The sequence below is a fragment of the Streptomyces roseoverticillatus genome (assembly GCF_000719265.1).
GTDB lineage: Bacteria > Actinomycetota > Actinomycetes > Streptomycetales > Streptomycetaceae > Streptomyces > Streptomyces roseoverticillatus.
Window position 1 is genome coordinate 49,089 of sequence record NZ_JOFL01000021.1, and the last position, 18,901, is coordinate 67,989.

General features: G+C 73.4%; 16 protein-coding genes. 4 read left to right on the forward strand and 12 right to left on the reverse strand.

Annotated elements, in window-relative coordinates; genetic code table 11:
- Window positions 1-149: 149 nt before the first annotated feature.
- The 3 genes from IF61_RS0124320 to IF61_RS35445 all read right to left on the reverse strand — a co-directional run bounded on the left by IF61_RS0124320 (window position 150) and on the right by IF61_RS35445 (window position 4,599).
- On the reverse strand, window positions 150-911 hold the full coding sequence (locus IF61_RS0124320) for an NUDIX hydrolase (protein WP_030368650.1): 762 nt from the start codon (window positions 909-911) through the stop codon (window positions 150-152).
- An 89-nt stretch (window positions 912-1,000) separates the two neighbouring features.
- On the reverse strand, window positions 1,001-2,887 hold the full coding sequence (locus IF61_RS0124325) for a glycogen debranching N-terminal domain-containing protein (protein WP_425428236.1): 1,887 nt from the start codon (window positions 2,885-2,887) through the stop codon (window positions 1,001-1,003).
- Window positions 2,888-3,168: 281 nt separating this feature from the next.
- Window positions 3,169-4,599: a DUF4192 domain-containing protein gene (locus IF61_RS35445; RefSeq protein ID WP_030368652.1), complete on the reverse strand. Its 1,431-nt coding sequence runs from the start codon at window positions 4,597-4,599 to the stop codon at window positions 3,169-3,171.
- Between the two features lie 147 nt (window positions 4,600-4,746).
- Between IF61_RS35445 and IF61_RS0124335 the strand changes: the two genes are divergently transcribed.
- Window positions 4,747-6,912, forward strand: a complete 2,166-nt coding sequence (locus IF61_RS0124335; protein ID WP_030368653.1) for a RecQ family ATP-dependent DNA helicase — start codon at window positions 4,747-4,749, stop codon at window positions 6,910-6,912.
- Between the two features lie 218 nt (window positions 6,913-7,130).
- Complete coding sequence (locus IF61_RS0124340) at window positions 7,131-7,709, forward strand: hypothetical protein (protein WP_030368654.1); 579 nt, start codon at window positions 7,131-7,133, stop codon at window positions 7,707-7,709.
- A 106-nt stretch (window positions 7,710-7,815) separates the two neighbouring features.
- On the opposite strand, the gene IF61_RS0124345 is transcribed toward IF61_RS0124340, so the two are convergent.
- From IF61_RS0124345 to abc-f, 5 genes are all read right to left on the reverse strand, one after another.
- A complete protein-coding gene (locus IF61_RS0124345; protein WP_030368655.1) occupies window positions 7,816-8,397 on the reverse strand; it encodes a hypothetical protein in 582 nt (193 codons plus the stop codon).
- A gap of 59 nt (window positions 8,398-8,456) precedes the next feature.
- Window positions 8,457-9,158 carry a ribonuclease HII gene (locus tag IF61_RS0124350; protein ID WP_030368656.1) on the reverse strand — a complete coding sequence of 234 codons (702 nt, stop codon included), beginning with the start codon at window positions 9,156-9,158 and terminating at the stop codon, window positions 8,457-8,459.
- 150 nt (window positions 9,159-9,308) lie between these two features.
- Window positions 9,309-10,205: an ADP-ribosylglycohydrolase family protein gene (locus IF61_RS0124355; RefSeq protein WP_030368657.1), complete on the reverse strand. Its 897-nt coding sequence runs from the start codon at window positions 10,203-10,205 to the stop codon at window positions 9,309-9,311.
- A 41-nt stretch (window positions 10,206-10,246) separates the two neighbouring features.
- On the reverse strand, window positions 10,247-10,906 hold the full coding sequence (locus IF61_RS0124360; RefSeq protein ID WP_030368658.1) for a histidine phosphatase family protein: 660 nt from the start codon (window positions 10,904-10,906) through the stop codon (window positions 10,247-10,249).
- 38 nt (window positions 10,907-10,944) lie between these two features.
- A complete protein-coding gene (gene abc-f, locus IF61_RS0124365) occupies window positions 10,945-12,579 on the reverse strand; it encodes a ribosomal protection-like ABC-F family protein (RefSeq protein ID WP_043190489.1) in 1,635 nt (544 codons plus the stop codon).
- A gap of 83 nt (window positions 12,580-12,662) precedes the next feature.
- Here abc-f and IF61_RS0124370 point away from each other — a divergent pair, with 83 nt between their 5' ends.
- Window positions 12,663-13,343: a TetR/AcrR family transcriptional regulator gene (locus IF61_RS0124370; protein ID WP_030368660.1), complete on the forward strand. Its 681-nt coding sequence runs from the start codon at window positions 12,663-12,665 to the stop codon at window positions 13,341-13,343.
- A gap of 50 nt (window positions 13,344-13,393) precedes the next feature.
- Here the strand turns inward: IF61_RS0124370 and IF61_RS0124375 are convergent, their stop codons facing one another.
- From IF61_RS0124375 to IF61_RS0124385, 3 genes are all read right to left on the reverse strand, one after another.
- Window positions 13,394-13,999: a YdbC family protein gene (locus tag IF61_RS0124375; protein WP_078660455.1), complete on the reverse strand. Its 606-nt coding sequence runs from the start codon at window positions 13,997-13,999 to the stop codon at window positions 13,394-13,396.
- 34 nt (window positions 14,000-14,033) lie between these two features.
- A complete protein-coding gene (locus IF61_RS0124380) occupies window positions 14,034-14,711 on the reverse strand; it encodes an arylamine N-acetyltransferase family protein (protein ID WP_052392988.1) in 678 nt (225 codons plus the stop codon).
- A gap of 67 nt (window positions 14,712-14,778) precedes the next feature.
- On the reverse strand, window positions 14,779-15,345 hold the full coding sequence (locus IF61_RS0124385) for a TetR/AcrR family transcriptional regulator (RefSeq protein WP_030368663.1): 567 nt from the start codon (window positions 15,343-15,345) through the stop codon (window positions 14,779-14,781).
- 102 nt (window positions 15,346-15,447) lie between these two features.
- Between IF61_RS0124385 and IF61_RS0124390 the strand changes: the two genes are divergently transcribed.
- Complete coding sequence (locus IF61_RS0124390; protein WP_030368664.1) at window positions 15,448-15,870, forward strand: nuclear transport factor 2 family protein; 423 nt, start codon at window positions 15,448-15,450, stop codon at window positions 15,868-15,870.
- Between the two features lie 101 nt (window positions 15,871-15,971).
- On the opposite strand, the gene IF61_RS0124395 is transcribed toward IF61_RS0124390, so the two are convergent.
- Window positions 15,972-18,836 carry a vitamin B12-dependent ribonucleotide reductase gene (locus tag IF61_RS0124395; RefSeq protein WP_030368665.1) on the reverse strand — a complete coding sequence of 955 codons (2,865 nt, stop codon included), beginning with the start codon at window positions 18,834-18,836 and terminating at the stop codon, window positions 15,972-15,974.
- Window positions 18,837-18,901 lie beyond the last annotated feature (65 nt).

The window sequence follows — 18,901 nt, forward strand, 5'->3', positions numbered from 1 at the left end:
AGCACCGTAACCCGGTATGTCCGAATTGCCATGCAATGTAGGCAGTTGTAAGCGTGTCCCCTCATGGGCATGCGTTCCCGCGCATACCCGACCGCCGGGCGGCGCGCGGCTCTCCCGGCAGGGACGGTGAGCGCGAGGGCCGCTGAGACCTACGCCTCGGGGCGCAGCATGGGCGGGTTGAGGAGCGTGGCCCCGCCGGCCCGGAAGAGCTGGGCCGGACGGCCGCCCTGTCGCGTCGTCGTCCCGCCGGTAGGCACCAGGAAGCCGGGGGTGCCCGTCACCTTCCGGTGGAAGTTGCGGGGGTCGAGGGCTACGCCCCACACCGCCTCGTAGACCCGGCGCAACTCGCCGACCGTGAACTCCTGGGGGCAGAAGGCCGTGGCCAGCGAGGAATACTCGATCTTGGACCGGGCGCGCTCGACGCCGTCGGCGAGGATCTGCGCGTGGTCGAAGGCGAGGGGCGTCACCTGCTCGCCGTCGCGGCCGTAGCCGGCCTCCTGGTCCAGCAGCTCCTCCACCGGCGCCCAGCGCACGCTGCGCGCGTCTCCCCCGGGGCGCGGAGCGGGCAGGTCGGGCGCGAGCGCCAGGTGTGCGACGCTCACCACCCGCATGCGCGGGTCTCGCTTCGGATCGCCGTACGTGGCGAGCTGCTCCAGGTGAGCGGCGTTGGGCAGGACGGGGCCCGCGGGGTCGTGGGCGTTCAGCCCGGTCTCCTCGGCCAGCTCCCGCGCGGCGGCGGTCGTCAGGTCCTCGTCGCCCCGCACGAACCCGCCCGGCAACGCCCAGCGGCCCTGGTACGGCGGCTCGCCACGGCGCACGGCCAGCGCGCACAGCGCGTGCCTGCGCACGGTGAGCACGACCAGGTCGACGGTGACTGCGAAGGGCGGAAAGGCCGACGGGTCGTAGGGCATGACGCGATCATAGTCGTCTTCCTGACGATAAACAGGGTCTTGCGGAGGGCCGGGGAGCGACCCCTCCGCGAGCCTCGGAAGCACCCCGCTCACACCCCCAGCTGCAGGCCGTCGGCGGCTTCCTCGACCATGCCGAGGCCGAGCCTGCTGATCCGCATCGCGAAGGGCTGCTCGGCGATGCGCAGCCCCGTGAACCTGAGCGCCCCGAGCGGCGCGGTGTGCAGCGGCCGCACCGCGACACAGCCTGCCGGGGCGTCGGGCCGCAGACCGGCGAGCGCGGTCAGCAGGTGCACCGCGCCCGCGGCGGCAACGGCCGCGGGCCGGCAGGCGGCCGGGTGCGGCAGCGGCGCGCTCCCGGCCGTGCGCTGCTCTCCCGCATACATCTCCGGCAGCCGGTGCCCGAAGGCGGCCGCCGCGTCCAGGGTGCCGCGCAGCAGCGCGCCGGCCTCCTTCTCATATCCGGCGGAGGCCAGGCCCGCCACGGCCACGGCCGTCTCGTGGACCCTGACCGCGCCGCTGCGGTGGCCGAAGGGGTTGTGCCCCGGCTCCTTCGCCCCGAGGCTGCGCAGACCCCAGCCGGAGTCGAGCGCGGGCCCGCCGAGCAGCCGGGCGAGCTGTTCGGTCTGCACCTTGTCGAGCAGGCCCGGCGCCGGCATCCCCCCTCCCAGCAGGCCGGTGTCGAGGAGGTGGGCGGCGGCGCCGCCCAGGTGCGGTATCCGGCGTCCTTCGGGCGTACGGGCGGCGGCGGGGCGCCCGCCCCCCGGGTCCTCCACCCAGAACTCCTCGCGGAACCGCCCGCGCAGGCCGGCCGCCCAACTCCGCCAGTGCTCGGCCCCGGGGCGGCCGAAGGCTTCCAGGAGATCGGCCCCGAGCAGAGCCGCGCGGTGGGCGTGCGCCTGCGTCTCGCACCGGTACGGCCCGCCGGGCACCGGATCCGGGAGATAGCCGTCCTCACCCGTGGCGGTCTGCAACCAGGAGAGGCAGCGCTCGACGGCGGGCAGCAGCGCTTCCGTCTCCCGTTCCGGAAGCCCCCACCGGCGAGCCTCCGCCAGGACGACGGGGAACAGCAGTGTGGCCTCGATGCCGGTGCAGCCGGGCGGCAGGTGCGCCCCGGCGTGGCGCAGTGCGCCGGGGATCCGCCCGCCGTCGGGGCCCGGTCCCGCAAGCTGCGTACGGGCCAGGGTGCGCAGCGTCCCGGCGGCCAGCCGGACGCCGAGGGGCAGCGTCATCCGCGCCGCCCAGAGGGCCTCGGCGGGGGCGAGACCGCAGCGCCAGGGGACGCCGGCCGCCAGATGGACGTCCCCGGGGCTGCCCGGGTCTCGCACGAGCAGCGCACGGAGATCGTCGAGGGCGGCGGAGAGCAGGGCGCCGGCCCGCGGGTCGTCGCCCTCCGCCTGCGGGTCGCCCCAGGGCACGCTCGCCGCGCGGCCCGGGGGGACGGCCGCCTCGGGCTGCCGGACCCTGCCGGGCTGCTCGGGCAGGACGCGGAGCTCGATGCTGCGCGTGCCTCCCGGCGGCAGCTCGATCTCCCAGCACAGCAGCCCCGCCGAGGCCAGGGCGTCCCCCGGCGGGGGGTCAGCGGTGACCGCCGCCTGCGCCTCCGTCGTGGACCACCGCAGGCCGGAGGCGTGCACCCCGGCGGGGACCTCGGGCCCGGCCGCCCCCGTCGCGACCGCGCCCAGCTCCGCGAGGTCGGTGCCCAGCGACACCTCGACGGGCAGCCGCAGGGCACGGGCCGCGGTGCTGCGCAGGGCGATCCGCTCGACTCCCTCGGCCGAGCGCAGCCGCTCGACCGTGACGGCGGGGTCGGGCCCCGAATCCGCGGCCGTCCTCACGGCGCCGACGAAGCGGGCGCGGTCGGCGCCGAGCATCCGCCCCTGCACGGGCAACGGCTCGGCGCCGCCGACCTTCAGGCTGCAGCGGGCCAGCAGCCGGCGCCCACCGCGGTAGAAGCCGTCGAGCCCCTGCCCGGTCATCTGCCCGTGCTCCCCGGAGATCGCCAGGGCCGGCAGGGCGACGCAAATCATGGCCGTGTGCACGGACTGCGGAGCGGGCGGGCGCCCCGGGACGGGGCGCTGGGGCGGCGTATGACGGGGCCGGGGCGGCTGGCCATGGGGGACGATGCCTTGCACTTGACTGCGCTCCCCTGTGGGTGTCACGGACCGGGACGACGGACAACATTTGCGGGCCACACGGATGAACGGCGGCGGGCCCGCCGAGGTCACGGTGTGGAGGGCTGCCTGTGTGGGCCATGGGTTCACTGCGGCCGCTCCTCCCGGCTGCAGTCCCCCTTCCGGGGGCTCCTGCGCCGCGCGCGGGGCTTGCCGGCGGGCCCGGCCGGACCCCCGGGGCCGGTGCTGCCCGCGGGGCCTCCGGGCCGCGTCCGCCAGCGGGTGCTCCGTGTGCCGCCGGTGCCTTGCGCCTCCGGGACCGCCGACGTCGCCGAGGCTGCCAGTGCCGCTGCTTCCAGGCGCTCCACCTCGGCCCGGACCGCGTCCTGAAGGGCCCGGTCGGCCCGTTCCTGCCGCAGGCACTGGCGGAGCGGCTCCGGGTCCAGTCCTTCGTTGCAGGCGCGGTAGAGCAGCTGGGCGAAGACGTACTCGGGGTCGGCGGCGAGCGCCCGGCTCAGCGCGACCCGGGCCTCCGGCTGGTCGTCGGCGGCCCAGGACACCCAGCCGGCGAGGGTGACGGGAGCCGCCGCGTACTCCGCGTACGGATGCACGCAGCGGCGGGCCAGGGCGCGCCACACCCGCAGCACGGCAGCGGCCCGCGGGCCCTCCATCCATTCCGCGGCCCGGTCGCGTGTGAGGCGGTCCTGCAGACCCACGATGACCGTGGCGGCCTCCTCGTCGGTGAGGAGGGAGTCGTCGCCCGCGTCGGCCGCCGGCCGGCCGGGGAGCGGCGGCGTCCCGTCGAAGCGGTCGATCAGGGTCCGCGCGAGGGCGAGTGTCTCCTGCCGCACGGGCTCACAGCCGGCGCCGCCAAGGATGCGGGGCACCATCGCGAAGGCCGCGGCGTCGAGCGCCTTGCGCTGTTCCTCCGCCCGCTCCCCGGTGAGGGGTGCGTACCGGTCCTCCATCTCCCGCAGGGTGCCGCGCACCTCGATGCCGGCGTAGGTGGCGGCGGCCGCCATGACCGACGTGCCGGGCAGGGAGAGAGGGGTGCCCTCGGGCGGGCAGCAGCGAGGGTCCGGGCAGCAGTACGACCAGAACCGGCCGTCGGAGATGCACAGGGCCTCGTGCACGGGCATGTCCAGGCGGCCGCAGGCGCGGCGCAGGCTCTGGGCGAACGGGCGCAGCCGCTCCATGACCTGCTGCGGTGTCTGGCCACTGGCGGTGTCGGGGTCCTGGCAGAAGAAGATGACCACGCCCTCGGGGCGGTTGCCGCGCTTGCTGCTGCCGGTCAGGAGGGTCTCGGCGAGCTGGTCGCAGACCTCAGGCCATTCCTCGCCGCTGCGCGGGATGCCGAGCCGGAGCCGGCCCCCGAAGCGGCCCCGGTCACCGTGCAGCGCGACGAGGATCACGCTGTCCGTCGGATGGAAGCCGAGGAGGTACGGGAGGGCGTCGGCCAGCTCGGCCGGGGAGCGGAGGGTGACCTGCTGCCCGGGGCCCGCGCCCGGCGTGCCGGGCACGCCGGCGGACGGGGAGGAGGGGATGGAGGGACGGGAGGATTCGTTGTGCTGCGTCATGGCCCGAGAGTCCCGCGGGCCCGCCGGAGCCCGCCAGACCTGTGGATAACTCCGGGAATATGGTCCTACTAATGCTGTGGACAGTGGTTTTCCACAGCCGGCCGGGCCCATTCGCGCATTGTCAGTGCACTCGTGTTGCATGGGGGCATGACGAACGAAGACCTCCGCGCCTCGGCCGACACAGTCCTGGCCCGCCTCGTCGGTGACACCACGGGCAAGGCGAGACTGCGCGAGGACCAGTGGCTGGCGATCGAGGCGCTGGTCGCCCACCACCGCCGCGCCCTGGTCGTGCAGCGGACGGGCTGGGGCAAGTCGGCGGTGTACTTCGTCGCGACCGCCCTGCTGCGGGCCCGCGGCAGCGGACCCACGGTGATCGTCTCGCCTCTGCTGGCGCTGATGCGCAATCAGGTGGACGCCGCGGCGCGGGCGGGCATCCACGCGCGCACGATCAATTCCGCCAACGTCGAGGAGTGGGACACCGTCCAGGCCGAGGTGGCGGCGGGCGAGGTCGACGTGCTGCTCGTGTCGCCGGAGCGGCTGAACAACCCCGACTTCCGCGATCAGGTCCTGCCCAAGCTCGCCGCCGCGACCGGTCTTCTGGTCGTCGACGAGGCCCACTGCATCTCCGACTGGGGCCACGACTTCCGGCCCGACTACCGCCGGCTGCGCACCATGCTGGCCGACCTGCCGCCGGGCGTGCCCGTCCTCGCCACGACCGCCACCGCCAACGCCCGCGTCACCGCCGACGTCGCCGAGCAGCTGGGCACGGGCGAGGAGTCGACCCGGGCGCTGGTGCTGCGCGGCCCGCTGGACCGGGAGAGCCTGAGCCTCGGGGTGCTGCAGCTGCCCGACGCCGCGCACCGGCTGGCCTGGCTCGCCGACCACCTCGCCGAGCTCCCCGGTTCGGGCATCATCTACACCCTCACCGTCGCGGCCGCCGAGGAGGTCACCGCGTTCCTGCGCCGGTGCGGCCACACCGTCGCCCCGTACACGGGCAAGACGGAGAACGCGGACCGGCAGCAGGCCGAGGAGGATCTGCTCGCCAACCGCGTCAAAGCGCTCGTCGCCACCTCGGCGCTGGGCATGGGCTTCGACAAGCCCGACCTGGGCTTCGTGGTCCACCTGGGCTCCCCCTCCTCCCCCATCGCCTACTACCAGCAGGTCGGCCGCGCCGGCCGCGGCGTCGAGCACGCCGAGGTCCTCCTGCTCCCGGGCCGGGAGGACGAGGCGATCTGGAAGTACTTCGCGTCCCTCGCCTTCCCTCCGGAGGACCAGGTCCGCCGCACGCTGGAGGTGCTCGCCGCCTCGGACCGCCCCGTCTCCCTGCCGGCCCTCGAACCCCAGGTGGAGCTGCGGCGCTCCCGCCTGGAGACCATGCTCAAGGTCCTCGACGTCGACGGCGCGGTGCACCGGGTGAAGGGCGGCTGGACGGCGACGGGACGCCCCTGGGCGTACGACGCCGAGCGCTACGCCTGGGTCGAGCGGCAGCGCGGCGCGGAGCAGCAGGCGATGCGCGACTACGCCACCACGACGCAGTGCCGGATGGAGTTCCTGCGCCGCCAGCTGGACGACGAGCAGGCAGCGCCGTGCGGGCGCTGCGACAACTGCGCGGGCCCGCGCTTCACCGCGGACGTCTCCGCCGCGGCGCTCGACGCCTCGCGGGGCGAGCTGGGCCGGCCGGGCGTGGAGGTCGAGCCGCGCCGGATGTGGCCGACCGGCATGCCCTCGGTCGGTGTCGACCTCAAGGGCCGCATCCCGGCGGGCGAGCAGGCCGCGACCGGCCGCGCCCTGGGGCGGCTGTCCGATATCGGCTGGGGCAACCGGCTGCGTCCCCTCCTCGCCCCGCAGACACCCGACGGGCCTGTTCCGGATGATGTGGCGGACGCGGTGGTGACCGTGCTGGCCGACTGGGCCCGCGGTCCCGGCGGTTGGGCCTCCGGCGCCCCGGACGCCCCCGCACGCCCCGTGGGTGTCGTCGCCCTCGCCTCACGGACGCGGCCGCGCCTGATCCGGTCGCTCGGCGAGCGCATCGCCTCGGTCGGCCGGATGCCCCTGCTCGGCACGGTCGAGTACGGCGGCGCGGGCACCGACACCCGGGTGCCGCGCACCAACAGCGCCCAGCGGTTGCGGGCGCTGGACGGTGCGCTGACCGTACCGCCGGAGCTCGCGGCGGCGCTGGCCTCCGCAGGCGGGCCCGTCCTGCTCGTCGACGACTTCACCGACACCGGTTGGACGCTGGCCGTGGCCGCCCGGCTGCTGCGGCGGGCCGGGGCACCGGAGGTGTTCCCGATGGTGCTGGCGGTGCAAGGCTAGCCTCGCCCGGCCGGCGGGCCTGCGGGGGCGGCCAGGGCGCCAAGAGCCGCGCGCCGCCGGCCAATGGCGCCAATTGATCGTTGCCGCATGCTCCCGGCGCGGCGAGAATTGGACGCGATCCCGCTCTCGTCCGTCCACGGCCCGCCGGGACGGCCGTCGTGGCGCGCTCTCCTGCCCGCGGCCGCCCGGCCCGTGGCCACGCAGCCGAAGGGAGGGTCATGGCCTTCGACTTCGCAACGCCCCCGCCCGCCGAGCCCGGTCACCGGCTGAGCCGGATGCTCGAGCCCTCCGAGTGGGCCGCGGCCGGAATTCCCTTGCTGCGCAACCCGCGCGAGGTGATCAACGGTCTGCACGCCCGCCATCTGCCGGCGCCGTCGACCGCCGTCGTCGCCGTCCTCGACCACGACGAACGGCTCGCGGCAAGCGCCTCGTTCGTCCGCCGGCCCACCCCGCCCGACGGCTGGGAGCTGCGCAACGCGCTCCTCGCGCAGTTGCGCCGGGTGATCCCGCACGACCTGCGGCGGCGCACCCCGGTCCGGACGGCCGTACTGCTCTACTGCCGTTCGGGCGAGGCCCATTGGACCGAGGAGGACGGGGCGTGGATGTGGGGCCTGCGTGACGCCTGCACGCTGCACGGGCTGCGCTGCGGGGCGTACATCACGCTGACCGCGGGCGGCTGGCAGATTCTCGGCGAAGGCCGCAGCGGACGCCGGCCGCGTTCGCCGGAGCACCCGCCGGCGCCCGTGACATCAGGCGGCGGCGCGCCCAAGGCGGACCGCCACACGGCAGCCCGCTGACGGCCGCGGGGCCCCGGCGTCACACGCCCGGGGCATCACACGCCCGCATGCAGGACCGGACCGTGGCGGCCACCCCCGCGGAGGGAGTGGCCGCCACGGTCCGTCCTCAGACGCCCGCGGAGATCAGAGCGTTGACGCGCTGCGGGTCGCCGCAGACGATCAGCAGCGCACCGGCGCGGGCCATCGCCGCGGGCAGCGCGCCGGCGACCGCTTCGTCCGCGCCGCCGTTGACGGCGACGACCACGACGGGCCGGGCGCCGGCGCGGTCCGCGTCGGCGGTCGCGTAGAAGACGTCGTCACGGGCATCGTGCTGCGCCCAGTAGGACGCCTCACCGAAGGACAGCTCGTGCGCCGCCCAGGGGTGCGGGTCGCCGGTCGTGAGCACCAGGATCTCGCCGGGCGCGCGGCCGGTGTCGAGCAGCAGGTCGACGGCCTCGTCCGCGGCGTCCAGGGCACCCTGCACGGAGGCGGGGATCAGCTGGATCTGCGGACCGGCGGCGGCAGCGGCCGGCTGCGCCGCGGCGGGCCGGGCCGGCACCGGACCGCGCTGGGCGGCGGGGCCGGGCCGCGGGGCCGGGCGGGGGCCAGGGACAGGGCGGGGGGTCGGCGTCGTACGGCCGGGGGCCGGCACGGCGCGGGGACCCGGGACACTCTCGTGAATCTGAGGCTCCTCGGGGATGAGAGGCATGAGTTGATGTTTATCAAACGCCGGTGCGAGTCGCGTCGGCGGGTGGCGGTCAGGGCCGCTCAGAAGTCGAAACCGAGCTGGCCACCGGCCTCCAGTGAAGCTGTGTCGGGGACGCTGCGAACCCGCTTGAGGTGCTGCCACCTGGGCAGCGCGTCCAGATAGGACCAGGACAGCCGGTGGTGCGGGGTGGGGCCCAGCGCCTCGAGGGCGGCGCGGTGCACCGGCGAGGGATATCCGGCGTTGTCGCAGAAGCCGAAGTCTTCGTAGCCGGCGCCCAGTTCCGCCATCATCGCGTCGCGCCGGACCTTGGCGAGCACGGACGCCGCCGCGACGACCACGCAGGACTGGTCGCCCTTGATGACCGTACGGACCCGCCAGGGATCGCCGAGGTAGTCGTGCTTGCCGTCGAGGATCACCACCTCGGGCCGGACGGGCAGTGCCTCCAGGGCACGGTTCGCAGCCAGCCGAAGCGCCGCCGTCATACCCAGCTCGTCGATCTCCTGTGGGGAGGAGTGGCCGAGCGCATGGGCGGTGACCCAGCTCTCCAGCTGCCCGGCGAGGGTGGACCGCCGCTTGGGCGTCAGCAGCTTGGAGTCGGTGAGGCCTTCGGGAGCGCGGCGCAGCCCTGTGACGGCCGCACACACGGTGACCGGGCCGGCCCAGGCGCCCCGGCCGACCTCGTCGAGCCCGGCGACGACCTTGGCTCCGGTCGTTGCGCGCAAGGAGCGCTCGACGGTGTGGGTAGGCGGTTCGTACGGCATGGCGCCAGCAAGCGTACGCCCCTGCGGGTGGGCCGAATAGCCCCGCCCCCTCCCCTTTCTTTCGGCCGGTTCCATTCCGGTTCCCGGCGGGTACCCCGGCCGCCCGGTCACCCGGCCGCCGGGGCCGCCCCTTCGCCCCGGCCGGTGCGCCTAGCGGTGGCCCGCGCCAGCGGGAAGCCAGGCCGGCAGCTGCTCGGTGCGCCGCAGCCAGTCGGCGGGCGGCGTGCCCCGCTCGCCCGCGGCGACCACTCCGCCGACGATGGCGCAGTTGGTGTCCACGTCACCGCCGACCTGCGCGGTGGTCCAGAACGCGGACTCGTAGGACGTGAGGTTGCGCGCCGCGGACCACAGGGCGAAGGGCACGGTGTCGTGCGCGCTGGTGCGGCGGCCGCAGCCGAGGACGGCGGCGACGGTGGTCGGGTCTCCGTAGTCGAGCATGTCCCGCGCGCGGCGCAGCCCCGCCTGGACGGCACTGCGCGGCACGAGGGCGATGACGCCCTCCAGGAGGGCGTCCGGGGCGACGGGCCCCCGCCCCGCGGCGATGGCCGCTGCGGCGGCCACGGCCATGGTCCCGGCCACCGCCTCGCGGTGCTGGTGGGTGGTGTACGCGGAGATCTCGGCCTGGTGCGTGGCCTGTTCCGGGTCGTCCGCGTACCAGGCGCCGAGCGGGGCGATGCGCATGGCCGCGCCGTTGCCCCAGGAACCCTGCCCGTTGAAGAGGGCCGAGGCCAGCTCGCGCCAGTCGCCACCCTCCCTGACCAGGCGCAGCATGCGGCCCACGGCCGGCCCGTATCCCCGGTCGAAGTCGTGGTGCTCCGCGAAGGAGCGGGCGAGCGCGTCCTGGTCGATGCGCCCGTGGCCGGCGAGGACGGCCAGCACGGAGCAGGCCATCTCGGTGTCGTCGGTCCACTGCCAGGGGGACGGGGGCAGCTCGCGGCGCTTGAGGGACGGGTAGTTGCCGGGGACGAAGAACTGGGAGCCGAGGGCGTCGCCGAGGGCCAGCCCGCGCAGGCTCGCCAGTGCGCGGTGGAATCGGTCAGCGGTCATCGCAGCGAACTCTAATTCCTTTCCGGCGGCCACGGCGGTGTCTAGCCGGTGAAGCCGTACGGTTCAGGGGTGCACCAGCGCTCGAAGGGCCGGTCGAGGTGGTAGCGGCCGTCGGGCCCGAGGAGCAGTGCGCGGGTCTCGGCGTTGCCCGGGTTCGACAGGCACTCGAACTCGGCGACCGTCCAGTGGAACCAGCGCATGCAGAAGAGCCGCATGGTCAGGCCGTGGGTGACCAGCAGGACGTTCGGCGGGTGGCCGGGGTCTTCAAAGCTGCGCCACAGGCTCTCCAGGAAGGCGCCGACGCGGTCGTAGACGTCCGCCCCGGACTCGCCCTGGGCGAAGCGGTAGAAGAAGTGGCCGTAGGCGTCCCGGTACGCCTTCTGCTTGCGCACGTCGACCGGGTCCTGCCAGTTCCCCCAGTCCTGCTCGCGCAGCCGCGGCTCCTCGCGGACGCGCACGCGGCCCGGGTCGAGCCCCAGCGCGTGGAACGTCTGGTGGGTGCGCCGGTAGGGCGAGACGTAGGCCGAGACCCGCTCGTCGCCGAAGAGCTCGCGGAGCGGTCCTCCGGCGTCCCTGGCCTGCTTGCGGCCCTGTTCCGTCAGGCTGAGGGCGTGGTCGGGCTCCCGTTCGTAGACCGTGTCGTCGACGTTGCCCACCGACTCTCCGTGCCGGATGAGAACGATGCGCCGGGGCCGTGCCATGCCGCCCACCCTAGATCGGGTGCCGGCCGCCCGCCTCGTCAGCCCCCGATCAGCGCCCGGCCGCCCCGTATCTCGCACCTGCGGCCCTCGAAGCGGTCCCGCAGCAGCCGGTCGTGGGTGACCACGACCAGGGCGCCGGACCACTCGGCGAGCGCCTCTTCCAGCTGCTCCACCAGGCCGAGCGCGAGGTGGTTGGTCGGCTCGTCCAGCAGGAGGAGGTCGGCGGGCCGGGCGAGGAGGCGGGCGAGCCCCAGACGGCGGCGCTGCCCGGCCGAGAGCGCTCCGACGGGGACGTGGAGGTCGCGCTCCCGGAAGAGCCCGTAGGACAGCAGCAGGGCCCGACGCTCCTCCTCCGTGCCCGGCAGGCCGCGGGAGAAGGCGGCGAAGAGCCGCTCGGCGGGGCGGGTCAGGGGGATCTCCTGGGCGAGGTAGCCGGTGCGCCCTCGCCTGGTCACGGTGCCGGCGTCCGGTTCGGTGACGCCCGCGAGGAGGCGCAGCAGGGTGCTCTTGCCCGCTCCGTTGGCCCCGTGGACCAGCAGGCGCTCGCCCGCGCGGATCTCCATGCGGCCGACCGCCAGCCGCTCACCGGCCCGTACGCCGTCCAGGGCGACGAGGACGCCTTCGGTGGTGCCCGCGGCCGGGCGGGCGGCGAAGCGCAGCGGCTCCGGCGGGCGGGGCACCGGGTTCTCCCGGAGCCGGCGCAGCCGCTCCTGGGCGTTGCGCACCCTGCTGGAGACCGAGGCCTGGACGCGGCCCTTGTCGCGGTCGTAGGCCATCTTGTTGCCGTCCTTGGCGGCCCGGCCCGGGGCCACCCGCCGGGCGGCACCGGCGGCGGTCCCCTCCAGCGCCGCCGTCTCGGCCGTCCACTCCTCGTAGGCCTGCTCCCAGCGGCGGCGGGCCGCGGCCTGCTCCTCGACGAACCCCGCGTATCCCCCGCCGTAGCGGACGACGGTCCGGCGGTAGGCGTCGAGCTCCACCACCGTGGTGGCGACGCGCTCGAGGAAGACGCGGTCGTGGGAGACGGCGAGGACGGTGCCGGGGTGCGCCCGCAGGGTGTCCTCGAGCCAGGTCAGGGCTGAGCCGTCGAGGTGGTTGGTGGGCTCGTCGAGGAGCATGACCTCGGGGGCCGCCGCGATGAGGCAGGCGAGTCCGAGCCGTGCCTGCTCGCCGCCGGAGAGGCTGCCCAGCAGCCGCTCGCGTCCTATCCGGGCGAGACCCAGGGCGTGCAGGGCCTTGTCCACCCTGGCGTCGGCCTCGTAGCCGCCGCGCGCCTCGAAGGCGGTGAGCAGCTCGCCGTACTCCGCCAGGGCCTCGGGCCGGGCCTCCCCCAGAGAGGCCTCCAGCTCCCGCAGCCTGCGCTCCATGGAGCGCAGGTCGGCGAGGGCGTGGTCCACGGCGTCGCCCACCGTGCGGTCCGGCGGCAGTTCGGGCGTCTGCCCGAGCCGGCCGACGCCGCCTTCGGCGTCGGAGACGACGACTCCGTCGTCGGGAGCCTCGGCGCCGGAGAGGAGCCTGAGCAGCGTGGACTTCCCCGCGCCGTTCTCGCCGACGATGCCGATCCGCTCGCCCGGCCGTACCGAGAACGTGACGTCGTCGAGGAGCGGCCGGTCACCCCGGGACATGGACACACCACGCAAAGAAAGCTGGGTGGGCAAGCGAACCTCCGTCGGCATCAGCAGCGGGGCGGCACCAGGCCCCCGCGGTCAGGCATCGGACCGCGCACACCAAATGCGACCCGAGTTGCGTTACGCTCAGCATGACACGACCTGCCCAGCTAACACAACAGGAGTTGCATTTGCCTCCGAACTCTTCCCGGACCCCCTCCCCCGGCCCCCCGGCACCCGGCACGGCGCGCCCCGGCGGCCGGACCGCCCGCACGCGCGCCGCCGTACGCGACGCCGTCCTCTCCGGGCTGGTCGAGCACGGCTATCCGGGCCTCACCGTGGAGTACGTCGCCGAGCACTCCGGCGTCCACAAGACGACGCTCTACCGGCGCTGGAGCAGCGTCGAGGGGCTCATCGCCGACGCGCTGGACCTGGCCGGGGAAGACAGCTGGACTCCGCCCGACACCGGGACCCTCGGCGGCGATCTGCACGCCCTGGCACAGGAGGTCGCCGACACCTTCGGCGATCCGGCCGCCGGAGCGGCCCCCGCCGCCTTCATCGCCGCCGCGTTCCAGTCGGAGCAGGCGGCGGAGGCCCTGCGGGGCTTCTACGCCGAACGCTTCGGACGCTGCGCGCCGCTGGTCGAACGGGCCGTCGCCCGCGGCGAAGTGCCCGCCGGCACGGACCCCGGCGCCCTCGCCCGTGCCGTCTCGGCGCCGCTGTTCTTCCGGCTGTTCATCACCCGCGAGCCGCTCGACAGGGCGGTCGCCGGGCAGGCCGCGGACGCCGCCCTGGCGGCAGCCCGCGCCGGAGTCTTCGCGTCAACCGCCTGACCGGCGGGCGCCCGGCCGGCGGGCGCCCGGCCGGCGGGCGCCCCGGCGCGTCACACGGTCCAGGAGGGCTCCAGGGCGACGATGTCGCCGCCGATCTCCGCCACGTCGGCTTCGAGCTGCGTCCGCAGGGCGAGCCTCTCGACCCGCTCCGCGCGGTACTTCCCGTGCTCGGCCTCGGAGTTCCACACGGAGAGGACGATGAACTCCCGGCCGGGAGCCTCCCCGAAGACGCCGCGCAGCATTCCGGGGGACCCGGCCATGGCCGGGTTCCACACCTTCTCCTGCATCAGGGTGAAGTGCTCCACGCGGTCCGCCCGGACCCGGCAGTGGGCGATCCGCACCACGTCCGCATCCGCGAACTGCGGGCTGAAGCCCACCTTCACGTCGAGGCGGTGCTCGAACAGCCGCACTTGGAGGTTCTTGAAGGTCCCGGCCTGCGCGGCCGCCAGTCTGTCGTGGGACCGCGCCATGAAGGAGTCGTAGAACGCCCGGCTCTCCCAGAAGCCGAACAGGTGCACCACATGCGGGCGCCCTCTGCTCCAGCCCCCGCCCTGCCCCCGGAATCCGGGCTCGCCGGGCAGGCCCGCCCATTTGCGTTGCCCGCGTTCGAAGCCGCGGCGGTCGACCACGGTGCAGCGAGTCCACTTGACCAGCACCGCGCCATCGTACGGCCCGTACAGCGGACCGCAGTCACGTACCGGAGGACTGCACCCGTCCGAGGACCGCCGCGTCCGTCTCGGCGAGCTCGATCCGGAACTCTCGCGCCAGCAACTGCACCAACTCCGCCGCGCGCACCTCCCGTTGCCCCTCCGGGCCGTCCGGACGGGCGGTGACGAGCATGGAACCCACCAGACCCCGCCGTATGCCGGGCTCCGTCTGCTGTACCACCACGCGCGAGACGAAGGGTGAGTGCGGGTGCGTGGAGATGTAGTGGTTCATGACGGCGTAATCGACCGGGACGCGTTCCTCCGGGCCGAACGCATACAGGTCGAACCAGCCCTCCGGATGGAGCGAACGGAGCACCTGCACGCCCTCCGGCTCCCGCTCGATGCCGAACGTCCAGCCGCCCTGCTGCACCTGCACCCCGTCACGGAACGGCAGGGGCTCCAGCAGCCCCTCTCCGCCGAACCCGACGTCGCACAGCCACTGTTCGCCGCCGACTTCGGCCTTCAGCGCCATGTGGGTGACCGGGCGCAGCTTGTCGCTGTCCATCCTGATCCGCGCACCGATACCCGTGAAGGAGAATCCGATGCGCTCCAGGACCGCCGCGAAGAGCAGGTTCTGCTCGTAGCAGTAACCTCCGCGGCGCTGCGCCACCATCTTGTCCTGAAGTGCCTTGACGTCCAGGAGAATCGGCCAGCCCAGCAAGCCCTCTCCCCTCGGCCTGTCACCCGACAGTATTCACTCCCCGCGCGGGGCGGCCCGCCGGCTGCCGTCATGCGAAACCGGCCGCCTCCAGCACTGCCGAGGCGGCTTGCCGTGCGCTGCGCGCGGGTGCCGGAGTTCCGGTGATCGCCGACGTGGTGATCGCGCCGTCGGCCAGGACCGCCAGCTGTTCCGCCACGGGCCCGGGCTCCGCGGCTCCTGCGTCGCGCACCAGTCCGTGCAGATAGCGCAGCACTTCGGCTTTGTGGTCCCTCACGGCTTCGGCCACGGCCGGGGAGGCCGTACCGAGTTCGCCGTAGGCATTGATGAACGCACAGCCCCGGAAATCCGGTTGGCCGAACCATTCCTCCAGCCAGTCGAACACCGCGAGGGGGCGCTCCGCCGCCGACGGACGCGCGGCGACGTACTCGGCGAGCGCGCCGCGCCAGCGCCCGTCACGCCGCCGCAGATAGGCCTCCACCAGCACGTCCTTCGAGGGGAAGCGCTGGTAGAGGCGTTTGAGCGAGACCCCGGAGGCCGCCCGGATCCGGTCCATCCCGACCGTCTGGATGCCGTGCTCATAAAACAAGGCCTCCGCGGCGTCGAGCAGGCGTCCGTCGGCTTCGGTGATGTCCATTGCCCCTCCCGGGCTGGCGCGGAGAACGATCGTTCTCTAGGCTACACACGAAACAAGAGAACGACCGTTCTCCCCCATTCCTTATGCGCGGAAGGGCTCGCCATGACTCAGCGCCCACCCCTGCCCCCGTTCGACGAATCCTCCGCCCGCACCAAAGTGCAGGCCGCCGAGGACGCCTGGAACAGCCGCGATCCCGAACGGGTCGCCCTCGCCTACACCGAGGACTGCGTCTGGCGGAACCGGCACGAATTCATCACCGGCCGCAACGAGATACGGGCCTTCCTGCAACGGAAATGGGAGAAGGAGCTCGACTACCGGCTGCGCAAAGAGCTCTGGTCGTGGTCCGGCAACCGGATCTCGGTGTGCTTCCGATACGAGTGGCACGACGCCGGCGGCCAGTGGTGGCGCAGCTACGGGAACGAGCAGTGGGAATTCGCCCCGGACGGCCTGATGCGGCGCCGCGAGGCCAGCATCAACGACGTGCCGATCACCGAGGCGGAAAGGGAACTGGCTCCCCGAGCATGAAACCCGGACGCGGAAGCCCGGACGCGAAAAGCGGGGACCCGGGCACGGAAAAGGGCGGCGCCCCGGAGGAATCCATCCTCCGGGGCGCCGCCCTCGTCACATCAGCTGCAGCCGCTGGTCGAGCCGCAGCCCTCGCAGAGGTAGCAGCTGCCCGCGCGGCGCATCTTCGTGCCGCAGGAGAAGCACAGCGGGGCGTCCGCGTTCAGTCCCAGCTGCATCTCCACCAGCTCGGTGGAGTTGTGGGCCTGCTTCGGGGCCGGGACCGCGGCGGCCGGCTGCGCCGGCTTCGGGGCCTCGGTCTGGCGCGGCGCGGACTGGGCGAGGCCCTCCACGTCGACGTCCTCGTCGGTCGGCTCGTACGAGCCGGTGTCCAGGTGACGCTGACGCTCCTCGGCGGAGTGGATGCCGAGGGCCGAGCGGGTCTCGAAGGGCAGGAAGTCCAGCGCCAGGCGGCGGAAGATGTAGTCGACGATCGACTGCGCCATCCGCACGTCCGGGTCGTCCGTCATGCCGGCCGGCTCGAAGCGCATGTTGGTGAACTTCGAGACGTACGTCTCCAGCGGCACGCCGTACTGCAGACCGACCGAGACGGCGATGGAGAAGGCGTCCATCATGCCCGCGAGGGTCGAACCCTGCTTGGACATCTTCAGGAAGACCTCGCCGAGACCGTCGTCCGGGTAGGAGTTGGCGGTCATGTAGCCCTCGGCGCCGCCCACCGTGAAGGAGGTGGTGATGCCCGGGCGGCCCTTGGGGAGGCGCTTGCGGACGGGACGGTACTCGACGACCTTCTCCGCGGCGGGGGCGGCGGCCTCGGGGGCCTTGGCCTCCTCCTTCTTCTTGGCGGAGAGCGGCTGGCCGACCTTGCAGTTGTCGCGGTAGATCGCGAGGGCCTTCAGGCCGAGCTTCCAGCCCTCGTAGTAGACCTCCTCGACCTCCTCGACGGTGGCCGACTCCGGCAGGTTCACCGTCTTGGAGATCGCACCGGAGAGGAACGGCTGCGCGGCGGCCATCATGCGCACGTGGCCCATGGCGGAGATCGCGCGCTCGCCCATGGCGCAGTCGAAGACCTCGTAGTGCTCGGGCTTGAGGCCCGGGGCGTCGATCACATTGCCGTGCTCGCCGATGTGGGCGACGATCGCCTCGATCTGCTCCGGCTGGTAGCCCAGGCGCTTGAGCGCCTTCGGCACCGTGTTGTTGACGATCTGCATCGAGCCGCCGCCGACGAGCTTCTTGAACTTGACCAGGGCCAGGTCCGGCTCGACGCCCGTGGTGTCGCAGTCCATCATCAGGCCGATGGTGCCGGTGGGCGCCAGGACGGACGCCTGGGCGTTGCGGAAGCCGTTCTTCTCGCCGAGGCGGACGACGTCCTGCCAGGCCTCGGTCGCCGCGGCCCACACCGGGGTGTCCAGGTCGTCCATGCGCCGGGCGGCACCGTTGGCGTCGGCGTGCTGCTTCATGACGCGCTTGTGGGCGTCGGCGTTGCGGGCGTAGCCGTCGTACGGGCCGACGACCGCGGCCAGCTCGGCGGAGCGCTTGTAGGAGGTGCCGGTCATCAGGGAGGTGATGGCACCGGCGAGCGCGCGGCCGCCGTCGCTGTCGTAGGCGTGGCCGGTGGCCATCAGCAAGGCGCCGAGGTTGGCGTAGCCGATGCCCAGCTGGCGGAAGGCGCGGGTGGTCTCGCCGATCTTCTCGGTCGGGAAGTCGGCGAAGCAGATGGAGATGTCCATCGCCGTGATGACCAGCTCGACGACCTTGGCGAAGCGCTCGGCGTCGAACGACTGGTTGCCCTGGTCGTCGTCGCGGAGGAACTTCATGAGGTTGAGGGAGGCGAGGTTGCACGAGGAGTTGTCCAGGTGCATGTACTCGCTGCACGGGTTGGACGCGGTGATCCGGCCCGACTCCGGCGAGGTGTGCCAGTGGTTGATCGTGTCGTCGTACTGGATGCCCGGGTCGGCGCAGGCCCACGCGGCCTCGGCCATCTTGCGGAAGAGGCCCTTGGCGTCGATCTCCTCGATGACCTCACCGGTCATCCGGGCGCGCAGCCCGAACTTCGAGCCGGTCTCGACGGCCTTCATGAACTCGTCGTTGACGCGGACGGAGTTGTTGGCGTTCTGGTACTGGACGGAGGTGATGTCGTCGCCGCCCAGGTCCATGTCGAAGCCGGCGTCGCGCAGGGCGCGGACCTTCTCCTCCTCCTTCACCTTGGTCTCGATGAAGGCCTCGACGTCGGGGTGGTCGACGTCGAGGACGACCATCTTGGCCGCACGGCGCGTGGCGCCGCCGGACTTGATCGTTCCTGCGGAGGCGTCGGCGCCGCGCATGAAGGAGACCGGGCCGGAGGCGTTGCCGCCGGAGGAGAGCAGCTCCTTGGAGGAGCGGATGCGGGAGAGGTTCAGGCCGGCGCCGGAGCCGCCCTTGAAGATCATCCCCTCTTCCTTGTACCAGTCGAGGATCGACTCCATGGAGTCGTCGACGGAGAGGATGAAGCAGGCGGAGACCTGCTGCGGCTGCTTGGTGCCGACGTTGAACCAGACCGGGGAGTTGAAGCTGAAGACCTGGTGCAGCAGGGCGTAGGCCAGCTCGTGTTCGAAGATCTCGGCGTCCGCCGGGGAGGCGAAGTAGCCGTGCTCCTCGCCCGCCTTGCGGTAGGTCAGCACGACGCGGTCGATGAGCTGGCGGAGGCTGGACTCGCGCTCGGGCGAACCCGTCGCGCCGCGGAAGTACTTGCTCGTGACGATGTTGACCGCGTTCACCGACCAGAAGTCGGGGAACTCCACGCCGCGCTGCTCGAAGTTGATCGAGCCGTCGCGCCAGTTGGTCATGACGACGTCACGACGCTCCCACACGACCTCGTCGTACGGGTGGACACCGGGGGTGGTGTGGATGCGTTCGATGCGCAGACCCTTGCCGCCCTTGTTCCCCTTGGAGCGGGAACCTCGTGCCGGGCCGCTCGTCGTCTCGGTCATGCCGCCTCCCTCTACGGGCAAAACGCCCTAATGCGCCTATTTCTTCCGTGGCGCGCTATGTCTGT

Excerpts from the sequence above, each read along its gene's own strand:
- IF61_RS35445 (WP_030368652.1), bottom strand. The coding sequence starts at position 4,599 with ATGACGCAGCACAACGAATCCTCCCGTCCCTCCATCCCCTCCTCCCCG.
- IF61_RS0124370 (WP_030368660.1), top strand. The coding sequence starts at position 12,663 with ATGACACGACCTGCCCAGCTAACACAACAGGAGTTGCATTTGCCTCCG.
- IF61_RS0124355 (WP_030368657.1), bottom strand. The coding sequence starts at position 10,205 with ATGACCGCTGACCGATTCCACCGCGCACTGGCGAGCCTGCGCGGGCTG.
- IF61_RS0124390 (WP_030368664.1), top strand. The coding sequence starts at position 15,448 with ATGACTCAGCGCCCACCCCTGCCCCCGTTCGACGAATCCTCCGCCCGC.
- abc-f (WP_043190489.1), bottom strand. The coding sequence starts at position 12,579 with ATGCCGACGGAGGTTCGCTTGCCCACCCAGCTTTCTTTGCGTGGTGTG.
- IF61_RS0124320 (WP_030368650.1), bottom strand. The coding sequence starts at position 911 with ATGCCCTACGACCCGTCGGCCTTTCCGCCCTTCGCAGTCACCGTCGAC.
- IF61_RS0124350 (WP_030368656.1), bottom strand. The coding sequence starts at position 9,158 with ATGCCGTACGAACCGCCTACCCACACCGTCGAGCGCTCCTTGCGCGCA.
- IF61_RS0124335 (WP_030368653.1), top strand. The coding sequence starts at position 4,747 with ATGACGAACGAAGACCTCCGCGCCTCGGCCGACACAGTCCTGGCCCGC.
- IF61_RS0124395 (WP_030368665.1), bottom strand. The coding sequence starts at position 18,836 with ATGACCGAGACGACGAGCGGCCCGGCACGAGGTTCCCGCTCCAAGGGG.
- IF61_RS0124345 (WP_030368655.1), bottom strand. The coding sequence starts at position 8,397 with ATGCCTCTCATCCCCGAGGAGCCTCAGATTCACGAGAGTGTCCCGGGT.
- IF61_RS0124360 (WP_030368658.1), bottom strand. The coding sequence starts at position 10,906 with ATGGCACGGCCCCGGCGCATCGTTCTCATCCGGCACGGAGAGTCGGTG.
- IF61_RS0124385 (WP_030368663.1), bottom strand. The coding sequence starts at position 15,345 with ATGGACATCACCGAAGCCGACGGACGCCTGCTCGACGCCGCGGAGGCC.
- IF61_RS0124325 (WP_425428236.1), bottom strand. The coding sequence starts at position 2,887 with ATGACCGGGCAGGGGCTCGACGGCTTCTACCGCGGTGGGCGCCGGCTG.
- IF61_RS0124340 (WP_030368654.1), top strand. The coding sequence starts at position 7,131 with ATGGCCTTCGACTTCGCAACGCCCCCGCCCGCCGAGCCCGGTCACCGG.